The sequence below is a fragment of the Novosphingobium sp. Chol11 genome (genome assembly GCF_945870625.1).
In the GTDB taxonomy this organism is placed as follows: domain Bacteria; phylum Pseudomonadota; class Alphaproteobacteria; order Sphingomonadales; family Sphingomonadaceae; genus Novosphingobium.
The window spans coordinates 76,346-88,556 of record NZ_CAMBTS010000001.1 but is presented as its reverse complement, the minus strand read 5'-3'; the positions used below and the strand labels follow the sequence as shown (position 1 = coordinate 88,556).

General features: G+C 63.0%; 10 protein-coding genes. 8 read left to right on the top strand and 2 right to left on the bottom strand.

Annotated elements, in window-relative coordinates:
* Positions 1 to 3 precede the first annotated feature (3 nt).
* Positions 4 to 1,233, bottom strand: coding sequence for a dipeptidase (locus Q0O40_RS00345; protein ID WP_295524755.1), 1,230 nt, complete (start codon positions 1,231 to 1,233; stop codon positions 4 to 6).
* A 191-nt stretch (positions 1,234 to 1,424) separates the two neighbouring features.
* Here Q0O40_RS00345 and Q0O40_RS00340 point away from each other — a divergent pair, with 191 nt between their 5' ends.
* Positions 1,425 to 1,739 (top strand): PilZ domain-containing protein, encoded by a 315-nt coding sequence (locus tag Q0O40_RS00340; RefSeq protein WP_295524753.1) that lies wholly within the window; start codon positions 1,425 to 1,427, stop codon positions 1,737 to 1,739.
* A 107-nt stretch (positions 1,740 to 1,846) separates the two neighbouring features.
* On the top strand, positions 1,847 to 3,484 hold the full coding sequence (locus tag Q0O40_RS00335; protein WP_295524751.1) for an NAD(P)/FAD-dependent oxidoreductase: 1,638 nt from the start codon (positions 1,847 to 1,849) through the stop codon (positions 3,482 to 3,484).
* Between the two features lie 165 nt (positions 3,485 to 3,649).
* On the opposite strand, the gene Q0O40_RS00330 is transcribed toward Q0O40_RS00335, so the two are convergent.
* Positions 3,650 to 4,933, bottom strand: coding sequence for a DUF3391 domain-containing protein (locus Q0O40_RS00330; protein ID WP_295524749.1), 1,284 nt, complete (start codon positions 4,931 to 4,933; stop codon positions 3,650 to 3,652).
* 261 nt (positions 4,934 to 5,194) lie between these two features.
* On the opposite strand from Q0O40_RS00330, the gene Q0O40_RS00325 reads away from it, so the two are divergent.
* The 6 genes from Q0O40_RS00325 to Q0O40_RS00300 are packed head-to-tail and all read left to right on the top strand — an operon-like array spanning position 5,195 to position 12,211.
* Complete coding sequence (locus Q0O40_RS00325; RefSeq protein WP_295524747.1) at positions 5,195 to 6,112, top strand: SDR family NAD(P)-dependent oxidoreductase; 918 nt, start codon at positions 5,195 to 5,197, stop codon at positions 6,110 to 6,112.
* 10 nt (positions 6,113 to 6,122) lie between these two features.
* Positions 6,123 to 7,316 (top strand): acyl-CoA dehydrogenase family protein, encoded by a 1,194-nt coding sequence (locus tag Q0O40_RS00320; RefSeq protein WP_295524745.1) that lies wholly within the window; start codon positions 6,123 to 6,125, stop codon positions 7,314 to 7,316.
* 26 nt (positions 7,317 to 7,342) lie between these two features.
* Positions 7,343 to 8,551 (top strand): CoA transferase, encoded by a 1,209-nt coding sequence (locus Q0O40_RS00315; RefSeq protein ID WP_295524744.1) that lies wholly within the window; start codon positions 7,343 to 7,345, stop codon positions 8,549 to 8,551.
* Positions 8,548 to 9,771, top strand: coding sequence for an acetyl-CoA C-acetyltransferase (locus tag Q0O40_RS00310; protein ID WP_295524743.1), 1,224 nt, complete (start codon positions 8,548 to 8,550; stop codon positions 9,769 to 9,771). Before Q0O40_RS00315 ends, Q0O40_RS00310 begins: the two co-directional genes overlap by 4 nt.
* Positions 9,771 to 11,357, top strand: coding sequence for an acyl-CoA dehydrogenase family protein (locus Q0O40_RS00305; protein ID WP_295524868.1), 1,587 nt, complete (start codon positions 9,771 to 9,773; stop codon positions 11,355 to 11,357). The genes Q0O40_RS00310 and Q0O40_RS00305 overlap by 1 nt, the downstream gene beginning before the upstream one ends.
* Positions 11,357 to 12,211, top strand: a complete 855-nt coding sequence (locus Q0O40_RS00300) for a hypothetical protein (protein ID WP_295524741.1) — start codon at positions 11,357 to 11,359, stop codon at positions 12,209 to 12,211. The genes Q0O40_RS00305 and Q0O40_RS00300 overlap by 1 nt, the downstream gene beginning before the upstream one ends.

Genomic DNA, 12,211 nt, shown 5'->3' with positions numbered 1-12,211 from the left:
AGCCTAAGCCCCCGGCGAAGCTTGATTTTCTTGCCGGGCTGCGGCCTCAGCCGCGGTCAGCACACGCAGCACGTTGCCAGACCAGATCTTGGCGACGTCATCCCTGCTATGTCCTGCCGCCAGCAATGCGCGGGTGAGTTTGGGCAGATCAACCACGTCCTCAAGCCCGATGACACCGCCGCCGCCATCCCAATCCAGCCCGATGCCGACATGATCGACCCCGGCGACCTTGATGGCATGGAGCAAATTGGCCATCACATCATCGAACGTGGCGCGATCTTCGGGAAATTTGCGGTCGATCTCACGGCGCTGCGCCAGCAAGTCTGCGTGCTCGGCAACGCTGAGCGCCCGGTCTTCAGGGAATCGCGCCTCAAGCGCCTTGCTTGCTGCATCGCGCTGGGCATTGGATTTGGCCGCCTTCACATAGACCGAGTTGATCTGGATCACGCCGCCCTGCGCCGCCAGCGCACGCAGATGCGCATCATCAATATTGCGCGGATGATCGAACACCGCCTTGCAGCCTGAATGGGACAGTATCAGCGGCGATTTCGACAGACGCAATGCATCATCCAGCGCGTGATCAGAGCTGTGCGAAAGATCGGGCACAATGCCCAAGCGGTTCATCTCGGCAAGCAGCTGCACACCCAGCGGGCTCAACCCATCCCACTTGGGCTGGTCGGTCGAACTGTCTGCAAACTGGTTGGTCCTGAAGTGCGCAAAACCGGCCATGCGCACCCCCATCGCAAAGAACGAGCGCAGCAGACTGGGATCGTCCCCCAATGGCCAGGCATTTTCGATGGAAAGATAGACCACCCGTTTCCCGCTTGCGGCAATGCGAGGGGCCTCGGCGGCGCTGCTGGCCATGGCAAACTGATCGGGGTGCGCGGCCACCATTTCGCGCACAGCGATGCCGCGCATCAGCGCAAAATCGCGCGCCTTTCGCGCTGCCTCAGGATCGAGCGGTCCTTGCGGCGTGTAGATCACCCAGAACCCGCCATCGAGGCCGCCTCGCTTCATCCGCGGGACATCCACTTGCGTGTAGTCGGCATGAACATCGTGCGGCGCAACGATCGACCAGCCGGGCAGCACCAGCGATGCCGGCGTATCGAGATGCGAATCGAGCGTCAGCAGGCTTTCATGGAAGTCTGTCAGCGCCCGGTCCGCCCGCGCCGATGCGCTGGATGCCGACAACGTGAGCGTCAAGGCGCTCGCAGCGAGGAAAATCAGACGCATGTCGCGGTCTCCTTGGGGCAGTTCTTGTCGTTCGCGCTGCATATTTGTGGAGCGAGCCAGCAACGTGATCGCCACAAGAGCGGAAAGAGGCCGGGTATATGTTGCATTACAATGTGTTAACCGATTGTAAGTGATCTTGCACTATCCTGCAATCGTCCGCTCCGATCAAGGACACGTTTGCCGGAGTCACTATGCCCGCCCAGCAGCCTACGCCAGATGCATTGACGCAGCGCCGCTCCGAACGGCGTCACATCGCGGTTCAAGTCCAATACAAGCGCAAACTGGTCAGGCTCGTTGCCAAAACGCTCGACCTTTCAGTGCATGGACTGCGCTTCTCGGGGATGGAACGTCTGCGCGAAGGCGAAGTCGTCTGGATCACGTTGCCGGGGCTTGAACCGCGTCACGCCACTGTGGTCTGGAGCGATCAGTTCGAGGCCGGCTGCGCATTTGTCGAGCCGCTGCATCCCGCAGTGTTCGAAGCAGTGATCTCGGGCCATATCCAATAGAGCAGTCGGTTCCCGCATACCAACCTGAGTGATCGCATCTGCAGGTTGCGCTGGATTTTGCAACTCGGCGATTTCAAGCGGTTGCAAAACCCACTAGGGCCAGCCGCATGCTTCGCCTCAACGAACTCAAATTGCCGATCGACCACACCCCCGCAGACCTCGAAGCGGCAATATGCGGGCGGCTGGCGATCGAGGCGAGCGACCTCATTCATTATTCTGTGGTCAAGCGCGGCAACGATGCGCGGCGCAAATCGGCGATTTCGCTGGTCTATGCGCTCGACGTGACTTTAGCCGACGAGGCAGCCGTGCTCGCCCGCGCGTCCGGTGGTCAACTGCGCCCTGCTCCTGACACGGCATATCGGTTCCCCGTCATGGCCCCGGGCGCTTGGTCCGGCCCGCGTCCCGTGGTCATCGGGGCCGGTCCTTGCGGCCTGATGGCGGCGTTGATCCTGGCGCAGATGGGCCTCAAACCGATCATCATCGAACGCGGCAAGGCTGTGCGTGCGCGCACCAAGGACACCTGGGCGCTATGGCGAAAAAGTGTGCTGACCCCCGAATCGAATGTCCAATTCGGCGAGGGAGGCGCAGGCACATTCTCAGACGGCAAGCTTTACAGCCGGATCAAGGACCCGCGCCATCTCGGGCGCAAGGTGCTGGTCGAGTTCGTCAAAGCGGGGGCGCCGGCCGATATCCTGTTCGAAGCGCATCCGCATATCGGCACGTTCCGGTTGGTGACCATGGTGATGTCGATCCGCCAGACGATCGAGGCGCTGGGCGGTGAATACCGTTTCGAAACGCGCGTCGAAGATTTCGAGATTGAACGCATGCCCGATGGCCAACGCCAGCTAACCGGCCTGCATCTGTCCGGCGGCGTTTTCCTGCCCGCCCGCCACGTGATCCTCGCCGTCGGGCATTCGGCGCGCGATACGTTTCAGGCGCTGTGCGACCGGGGCGTACACGCCGAGGCCAAGCCTTTTGCGATCGGCGTTCGCATCGAACATCCGCAAAGCCTGATCGACCAAGCCCGTTATGGCGCATTCGCCGGGAACAAGATTCTCGGGCCAGCGGCATATTCGCTGTCGCATCAGAGCGCGAACGGCCGCTCTGCTTATAGCTTCTGCATGTGCCCGGGCGGCCAGGTCGTGGCGGCAGCGTCGGAGCCAGGCCACCTCGTGACCAACGGGATGAGCCAGCATTCGCGCGCAGAGTTCAATGCGAACTCCGGACTTGTCGTGGATATCACCCCCGAGCGCGATTTTCCGGGCGGACCGCTGGCCGGGATCGCCTATCAGCGCCGCTGGGAGGAATTGGCATTCAAGGCCGGGGGATCAAACTATCAGGCGCCGGGCCAGAAGCTGGGCGATTTCCTTGTCGGCAAGCCATCGACAGAGCTGGGATCGATCATTCCGTCATACCAACCGGGCGTGCATCTCACCGATCTTGCGCAGTGCCTTCCATCATTTGCCATCGAGGCGCTACGTGAGGCGCTGCCTGCATTTGGTCGGCAGATGCCCGGTTATGATCATCCGGATGTAGTTCTCACTGGAGTCGAGACACGCACCTCCTCGCCGGTGCGCTTTACGAGGGGGAAGGATTTTCAGAGTCTGGGCACTCACGGGCTTTATCCAGCGGGCGAAGGCGCGGGTTATGCCGGCGGAATTCTCTCTGCCGCGGTTGATGGAATCAAGGTTGCCGAGGCGGTTGCGAGCAGCCTCGTTAGGCAGATGCAAGAAGCGCAACTGTAAACGCCCTCTTCGCACTTGCTCAAAACGCCTGCGCGCTGCACTCATGCTGAGCCTTTCAGGCATCCTCTCCCAAACTTCCAAGGCCGAGCGGGCAACCGTTCGGCCTTTTTTTTTGCGCGTTCGGTCGCTCTTCCGGGCGATTTGCGGCGGTTTGCAGGAATGCTCTCAGCCGCCCGCTTCGCGCGCATAGGCCGCGAGGATGGATTTGCGCAGATCGCCCAGATCGGGCAGATCAAGCCCCGCCAGTTCGGCAACGCCAACAATCTCGTCCGCGCCGAAACAGTGCGCCAGTGCAATTGTCTCGCTCTTGATCCGCTTGCCGCTCTCGCTCGAGAAGAACGTGCGCACGATCGGCAACGCATGATCATGGGGGTCTTCATCGACCACCATGGCCAGACGGCCCGACCGCAAGCTCACAAACGCGCCAATCGGATAGACGCCCAGCATTTCGATGAAATGGCACATGATCTCGGGATCGAGCCCGCCGCCGCCGGTTTCGCCAAGGGCGCGGATCGCTGCGCCCGGATCAAGTCCGATGCGTTCACCGTCAGACGAAACCAGGTAATCGTATTCGTCGCAAATCGCGGCCATCCGAGGGAAAAGGCCGATATCACTGCCTGCATAGCCATTGGGATAGCCGGTGCCATCGAGCCGCTCATGGTGCTGCAAACTCACATCAAGAACCCGCTTGGGAACCCCGCCGGAAGCTTTGAGCAAAGCATAACCGAGCAGGACATGCTGGGCGAGCATCTCGCTTGAAAGCTGGCGGAGATTGACCATGCTGGCGATGCTCTTGTCGGGCAATTGGCCAATGCCGATATCCATCATCAGCCCGGCCATGCCTGCCTCGCGGATATCGAGCGGCGACAGCTTCATCTGCCGGGCGAGCGAGATCATCAAGGCGCTGACCGCAAGCGCATGCCGGTAAACGAAATCGCGGTCCTGCTGGCACCGCAGGAGACCATTGAAGGCATAAAGATTGCGCTGGACCGAGGCATAAATCTCGTCGATCACCGGCTCGATTTCGGAAGCTTCGAAGGCTTTGCCCAGTCGGGCCTTCAAAAACACGCGGCTGACGACTTTGCCCGCTCGCTGCGTGATCTGGCGCGCCTTGCCGAACTCGGCGACGGTTGTAGATTGAGCGACTGCGGCGCTAATCGCAACTCGACCATTAGCTGGCGGCATGGTGCGCACCAGATTGGGCCGCCCACCGCCAAACACCCGCGCCACCGGTTGCGTACTGGGCGCACTCGGTTGCTCAAAAAAATCAATCCCGCGCTCGGTGTCGATCGTCACGGCGGGAACATCGCTGCTGGTCAAAGTCTGCAGCATGCCCTCATCGGTCAGGAGAAACTTCGATTTCCAAAAGGGATGCTGAAACCAGCTGCCTTCCAGCTTGTGGATGAACATGCCAAGCTTGATCTGATCTGTGGGGACACGTTTAAGCATGATGTGTCTATTGCACGACGTGTGCCTACGACCGGCTGATAGCGACCATCGGGAAAACCACTTAGTCAGATCGCCTTGAGCCGGATTGCGAGGCTTTGCTGCCAGCACCCAGCGCATGCTGCGGGCAGGGCGATGGCCTTGATCGAAGACCGATCCAGTACTGGGCGGGAGCCTATTCAAAACAGTGAAAAACATTCCGGGATGTTGAATTGCTGGCATGGGCCGGTAAGCGAGTGCATTCTGTGCTTGGGAGAGTCGGACATGGCGGGAATACTCGAAGGCAAAGTTGTCGCTGTGACCGGCGCCGGGCGCGGGATCGGCCGCGAAGTTGCGCTGCTGTGCGCGCGTGAGGGCGCGGCGGTGATCGTCAATGATCCGGGCGTGGCGCAAAGCGGCGACGGCGGCGATTCGGGCCCTGCCGAAACCACTGCATCGGAAATTCGGGCCAGCGGCGGCCGTGCTTTCGCCAACCTGGCCAGCGTGGCCGATCCGGTTGGCGCAACCTCGATCATCGAAGATGCCATCGCCCAGTTTGGCCGGATCGATGCGGTGGTGAACAACGCCGGCATCTTGCGTGACGGGATGTGGCACAAGATGAGCCATGCGGACTGGACCAGCGTGATCGACGTCAACCTGACGGGCGCGTTCAACGTCTCGAAGGCAGCCACTCCATATTTCCGCGAGCAGCAGTCGGGCAGCTTCATTCACTTCACCTCGACCAGCGGCCTCATCGGCAATATCGGGCAGGCCAATTACTCGACAGCCAAGCTCGGCCTCGTCGCGTTATCGCATTCGATCGCGCTCGATATGGCGCGCGTGGGTGTGCGCTCCAATTGCATCGCGCCATTTGCATGGAGCCGGATGACCGCCTCGATCCCTGCAGAAACGCCCGCACAAAAGCAGCGGGTCGAGCGGCTCAAATCGATGAGCGCAGACAAGATCGCGCCGCTGGTCGCCTATCTTGCCTCGGATCTCGCCAAAGCGGTCAACAACCAGATCTTTGCGGTCCGCAAGAACGAGATCGTGCTGTTTTCAAAACCTCGCCCGATCCGCTCGATGGTCAATCCCGAAGGCTGGACACCGCAGTCGATTGCGGACGAGCTGATCCCGGCGTTCAGCGCTTCGTTCGCGCGCGAGGACGAAGTGACCGCGCATGTTTTCCCGTATGATCCGATCTGAGGACCAACTGATGAGCATGCCAAATGCCGGCCAGAATCCCGGAATGGACCCCGATACGTTCGAACAGTTTCACGGCCAGTTGACACACTATGTGCGCGAGCGGCTGATCCCGGCCGAAGATGACGTGATCGCCGCCAATGCCATCCCCGCCGATCTGCTCGATGAGATGCGCCAGATGGGTCTTTTCGGGTTGACCATGCCCGAGGAGTACGGCGGCGCAGGCATGAACATCAGCCAGTACATCACCTCGATCCACACCGTAAGCTATGCCATGCCGGCCTTCCGCTCGACCATCTCGATCAACCTCGGCATGGTCTGCTCGGCGATCAAGAATGCCGGAACGGCCGAGCAGAAGGACGAATGGCTGCCGCGCCTTGCCGCTGGCGAAATCGCCTCGTTCGGCCTCACCGAGCCGGGCTCTGGCTCGGATTCGGCGGCTATGGCGACCACGGCGGTGCGCTCGGGCAACGGCTATGTGCTCAATGGCACCAAGCGCTACATCACCAACGCGCCTTTTGCCAAAATGGCGCTGATTATGGCCCGCACGTCCAAAGAAACGCTGGCCAAGAACGCGCATGTTTCGGCCTTTCTCGTGCCGCTCGATACGCCGGGGATCACGCGCGGCAAATCGGACAAGAAGATGGGCCAATCGGGCAGCCACATCGGCGACATCATCATGGACGATGTGCATGTCCCCGGTGATGCGCTGCTCGGCGGCGAGGAAGGCAAAGGCTTTGCCATCGCCATGCAAAGCCTCGACAACGGACGACTGTCGGTCGGCGCGGCGGCTACCGCGTATGCGCGGCGCATTCTCGATACCGCAACCCGCTACGCCACCGAGCGCAAGGCCTTCGGCGAACCGATCGCGCAGTTTCAGCTTATCCAGGCCATGCTGGCGGACAGTCAGGCCGAAATATATGCTTCGGAATGCATGATGCGCGATGCCATCGCCAAGGCGGATCGGGGCGAGAAAATCCTGATGGAAGCCGCCTCGTTCAAAATGTTTGCCTCCGAAATGTGCGGCCGGGTGGCCGATCGGTGCGTGCAGATCCATGGCGGCGCGGGCTATCTGGCTGAATACGCGGCGGAGCGCTTCTTTCGCGATAGCCGTATTTACCGCATCTATGAGGGCACGACGCAGATCATGCAGCTGGTTATTGCCAAGCAAATGCTGCGCGATTTCGCATCCGGGGCGCAAGCGTGAACCCGCATCCGGCCGGAGCGCGCTGAATGTACGATATCCTCTCCGGGCTCTCGGTGATCGAGGTCTCGTCCTTCGTTGCCTCGCCCACTGCGGGGCTTTATTGCGCACAGTTCGGGGCGGACGTCGTCCGGGTCGATCAGATCGGCGGCGGGCAGGATTTCCGGCGCTGGCCGGTAACGGCGCGCGGCGACTCCCTCTCGTGGGAAAACCTCAATCGCGCCAAGCGGAGCCTGGCGCTCGACTTTACCCGGCCCGAAGGGCGCGAATTGCTCACCCGGCTGGTCCAAAGCGTCGGCAACCTGATTACCAATCTGCCGGTCGGCGGTTTCATGGCGCACGAAAGACTGGCGGCAGGCCGCGCCGATCTGATCACCGTGCGCGTAATGGGCTGGCCAGACGGCGCGATTGCGCTCGATTATACCGCAAACGCTGCCGTCGGTTTCCCCGCGCTCACCGGGCCACTGGAAAGCAATGCGCCGGTCAACCATGTGCTTCCGGCGTGGGACTTGCTGACTGGTGCTTATGCAGCGTTCGCCATGGTTTCTGCCGTCCGCCGGCGCGAGCATACCGGGCTTGGCGGCGAAGTGCGCCTCCCCCTCACCGACATTGCCATGGGCTCCGCCGCCAATCTCGGCCGCGTGGCTGAGGTACTTTATACTGGCAAAGACCGTGAGCGGCTGGGCAACGGTGTATTCGGGACCATCGGCCGCGATTTTGTGACGCATGACGGCGTGCGCGTGATGATCGTCGCAATCAACGAACGCCAGTGGCAAGGCCTTGCCCGCGCGCTCGATCTTGGCGAAGCGCTGGCGAGCATCGAGGCCGCGCTGGGTATCTCGTTCACCGGCGACGACGGCGTGCGCTTCACCCACCGCGAAGCCATCTACCGCCTGATCGAACGCAGCGCAGCGGCGCTCACCCATGCGCAGCTCGCCGCCCGGCTCGATGCCGCAGGCGTCACCCACGGTCCTTACAAAACCATGCCCGAAGCCATCGCCGATCCCCGCCTCGTCGGGGAAAATCCGATGTTTGCCGTGACCGACAATAACCCCAGCGGCTTTGCCTATCCTGCCGCTGGCCCCTTCGCCACCATCCCGCAGCTTGAACGGCAGCCCCCTGCCCCCGCCCCGCTCATCGGCGAGCACTCCGAACGCGTGCTCGCTGATCATCTGCAGCTTTCGTCAGGCGAAATTGCCCGTTTGATCGATACCGGCATAGTAGGAACTCCAGCATGACCACCCGCCCCTCCCTGCGCCGCGCCGCCATTGTTGCACCGATCCGCACCGCCGTCGGCAAGTTCGGCGGAGCGCTCGCTCCATTGACTGCCGCCGATCTGGGCGCGGTCATCCTGAAGGCATTGATGGAGCGAACCGGGATCGATCCTGCGCGCGTCGATGATGTCGTCTTCGCACAAGGCTATGGCAACGGCGAAGCCCCGGCCATCGGCCACTGGTCTTGGCTCGCCGCGGGCCTGCCCCTCGAAGTGCCTGGCTATCAGCTCGATCGGCGCTGCGGCTCGGGCCTGCAGGCGGTGATCAACGCCGCCATGATGGTCCAGTCGGGCATGTCCGATGTCGTGGTTGCGGGCGGCGCAGAATCGATGTCGAATGTCGAGCATTACACCACCGACATCCGAAAAGGTGTCCGCGCCGGAAGCCTCGTGCTGCACGACCGGCTGACGCGCGGGCGCGTGATGTCGCAGCCGGAAGCGCGCTTCGGGTTCATCTCGGGCATGATCGAAACCGCGGAAAATCTCGCCAAGGATTATGGCATCACCCGCCAAGCCGCCGACGCTTATGCCGCCCGCTCGCACCAGCGCGCCACCGCCGCATGGGCAGCGCACCTTTTTGACGACGAGCTGGTGCCGGTCCCCGTCCCTCAGAAAAAGGGCGATCCACTCATCTTCGCGCATGACGAAGGATATCGCGCCGATGCCACCGCCGAAAGCCTTGGCAAGCTGCGCGCACTCGAAGGCGGGGTAGTGACTGCGGGCAACGCCAGCCAGCAGAACGATGCCGCCGCCGCCTGTCTTGTCGTGGCCGAGGACAAGCTTGACGAATTGGGCCTCGAACCCATCGCCTGGTTCCACTCCGCCGCTGCCGCTGGCTGCGAGCCAAGCCGAATGGGCATCGGCCCGGTTCCGGCGGTGGAGCGCCTGTTCGCGCGCAGCGGCCTCTCGTGGAGCGATATCGATCTGGTCGAATTGAACGAAGCCTTCGCCCCGCAAGTGCTCGCCGTGCTCAGAGGTTGGGGCTGGAGCGAGGACGACAGCCGCCACGACATCCTCAACGTCAACGGTTCGGGGATTTCGCTCGGCCACCCGATCGGCGCCACCGGGGGCCGCATTCTCGCCAACCTGACCCGCGAACTGGTCCGCCGTCAGGGCCGCTTCGGCCTTGAAACCATGTGTATCGGCGGCGGCCAAGGCATCGCGGCGGTGTTTGAACGCGCGTGATGCTCCGGCACGCTTTGGCGGCTGCGCAGGGCTACACCGACAGCGCCAAAGCAGCGCTCGCCCGGCGGCTTGAAACGCGCAGCATCAACGATGAGCAGCGTGCCGCGCATGGCTTTGCATGGATCGCCACTAGCGTTGCCGCGCTGGAGGCGACGCTGGAATGGGCCGATGGAAACGCAGGGGGCAATCCAGCCGACGAACTGGTGGCCAAGCTGGCCTTCGCCGAAATCATCGCCCAACTAATTGGCGGCTTGCCCATGGGTCCGGGCGAAATGGTCCGTCCCGCCGACCTCGGCTTGGCAGACGCCGCCCGCGCGCTCGAGGACGCGGCGAGGGAGATGCTGACCGCCGACCAAGCGCCCCTGCGCGCTGAGCTCGCCCGCCTCCTTGGCGAAGGCCAGTGGCCCAGTGAAAGCCTGCAAGACAGCGACCTCGATACCATCCGCGACCAATTCCGCCGGTTCACCGACGCTGAAATCCTGCCCCATGCTCATGGCTGGCATCTCGCCAACGCGCTGATCCCCGATGGGACCATCGCCGCAATGGCAGAGCTAGGCGCGTTCGGGGTGTGCATCCCGCAGGAATACGGCGGCCTTGGCCTTGGCAAGCTGGTGATGTGCCTCGTGACGGAGGAACTGTCGCGCGGCTGGATCGGCGCAGGCTCACTCGGCACCCGCTCCGAAATCGCGGGCGAACTGATCGCGCTCGGCGGCACCGAGGCGCAAAGGGCGCAATGGCTGCCGCGCATCGCCAGCGGCGAAATCCTGCCCACGGCGGTATTCACCGAACCCGATACCGGATCAGACCTTGGCGCGCTGCAAACCCGCGCGCGGCGCAGTGGTGAAGAGTGGCACATCACCGGCGCCAAGACCTGGATCACCCACGCCGCCCGGTCTGATATGATGACCTTGCTGGCGCGCACTCTGCCGGATCAAAGGGGCTATACCGGCCTGTCGATGCTGCTGGTGCCAAAGCCGCGCGGAACGGAAGGCGATCCCTTCCCTGCCGAGGGCATGAGCGGCAGCGAGATCGAGGTGCTGGGCTATCGCGGCATGCGCGAATATGCGCTGCAATTCGACGGCCTTTGCGCGCCAGCCGATGCCTTGCTTGGCGGCGAGGAAGGCCAGGGTTTCAAACAGCTGATGCGCACTTTCGAAGGCGCGCGGATCCAGACTGCTGCCCGCGCCGTCGGTGTGGCGCGCCGCGCGCTCGAACTGGGGCTGAACTATGCGCTTGCCCGCAAGCAATTCGGCAAATCTATCATCGCGTTCCCGCGCGTGGCAGACAAGCTGGCGATGGGCCTCGTCGATATCGTGATGGCGCGCGAGCTGACATATGCCGCTGCGCGCGCCAAAGATCAGGGCAAGCGTTGCGATATCGAGGCCGGCATGGCCAAGCTCCATGCCGCGCGCTGCGCATGGAGCATGGCCGATGCCGCAATGCAAATTCATGGCGGCAACGGCTATGCGCTGGAATACGAGATCAGCCGCGTGCTGTGCGATGCCCGCATCCTCAATATCTTCGAAGGCGCTGCGGAAATTCAGGCACAAGTGATCGCGCGCGGACTATTGGATGGGCGAAACTGATGGGCGACTGGGATGGGTGGATCGGGCGCGAAGAGCGGCGGCAGGATGAACTTACGCCGGGCCTGATCATGCGCTGGTGCGCCGCACTTGATCGCTCGACGCCCATCGGAAATGAAGTTCCGCAAGGGCTGCACTGGTGCCTGTGCGTGCCTGATGCACCCACGGCCGCACTCGGCGAAGATGGCCACCCGCGCCGCGACGACAGCCCGGCGAGCTTCCTCCCGCCCATCCCGCTGCCCCGCCGCATGTGGGCGGCCAGCAAACTGGAATTTATCAGCCTAATCCCGCCCGCTGCCCGGATCGAACGCGTATCGAAGGTGGCCTCGGTCGCCGCCAAGTCGGGGGCCTCGGGCGCGCTGGTGTTTGTGGAAGTGGCACACGAGACGCTGGCCGATGGCAATCTGGCGGTGCGCGAGGTGCAATCACTGGTCTACCGCGAGGCATCGCCTGTGGGCGCAGCGCCAGTTCCGCCGCCGCCGGGAGACGGGGCGTTCGATCCCGCTGGGTGGGACCACACGCGCGCGCTCGTGCCCGCAGAGGCGCTGTTGTTCCGCTACTCGGCGCTTACTTTCAACAGCCACCGGATCCACTATGACGCGCCCTATGCCCGCAATGTCGAAGGCTACCGTGCGCTGGTCGTGCATGGACCATTGATCGCCACCCTGTTGCTCGATCTCGCCCGGCGCGAACATGGGGAGAATGCCCTGGCCAGCTTCTCCTTCCGCGCCGTTTCGCCCGGGATGTGCGGCGAACCTATGCACCTTGCGCTGCGCCGCGAGGGAGAAGAGCTGGCCCTCGCGGCCTTTGCCGGCGATGGCCGCCAGTTGATGAGCGCGTCAGCAACGCTGGCTTAG

What these genes read in the sequence shown, in the direction of transcription:
- Q0O40_RS00320 (WP_295524745.1), top strand. Translation starts at nt 6,123, where the DNA reads ATGAGCATGCCAAATGCCGGCCAGAATCCCGGAATGGACCCCGATACG.
- Q0O40_RS00340 (WP_295524753.1), top strand. Translation starts at nt 1,425, where the DNA reads ATGCCCGCCCAGCAGCCTACGCCAGATGCATTGACGCAGCGCCGCTCC.
- Q0O40_RS00345 (WP_295524755.1), bottom strand. Translation starts at nt 1,233, where the DNA reads ATGCGTCTGATTTTCCTCGCTGCGAGCGCCTTGACGCTCACGTTGTCG.
- Q0O40_RS00330 (WP_295524749.1), bottom strand. Translation starts at nt 4,933, where the DNA reads ATGCTTAAACGTGTCCCCACAGATCAGATCAAGCTTGGCATGTTCATC.
- Q0O40_RS00310 (WP_295524743.1), top strand. Translation starts at nt 8,548, where the DNA reads ATGACCACCCGCCCCTCCCTGCGCCGCGCCGCCATTGTTGCACCGATC.
- Q0O40_RS00335 (WP_295524751.1), top strand. Translation starts at nt 1,847, where the DNA reads ATGCTTCGCCTCAACGAACTCAAATTGCCGATCGACCACACCCCCGCA.
- Q0O40_RS00315 (WP_295524744.1), top strand. Translation starts at nt 7,343, where the DNA reads ATGTACGATATCCTCTCCGGGCTCTCGGTGATCGAGGTCTCGTCCTTC.
- Q0O40_RS00305 (WP_295524868.1), top strand. Translation starts at nt 9,771, where the DNA reads ATGCTCCGGCACGCTTTGGCGGCTGCGCAGGGCTACACCGACAGCGCC.
- Q0O40_RS00300 (WP_295524741.1), top strand. Translation starts at nt 11,357, where the DNA reads ATGGGCGACTGGGATGGGTGGATCGGGCGCGAAGAGCGGCGGCAGGAT.
- Q0O40_RS00325 (WP_295524747.1), top strand. Translation starts at nt 5,195, where the DNA reads ATGGCGGGAATACTCGAAGGCAAAGTTGTCGCTGTGACCGGCGCCGGG.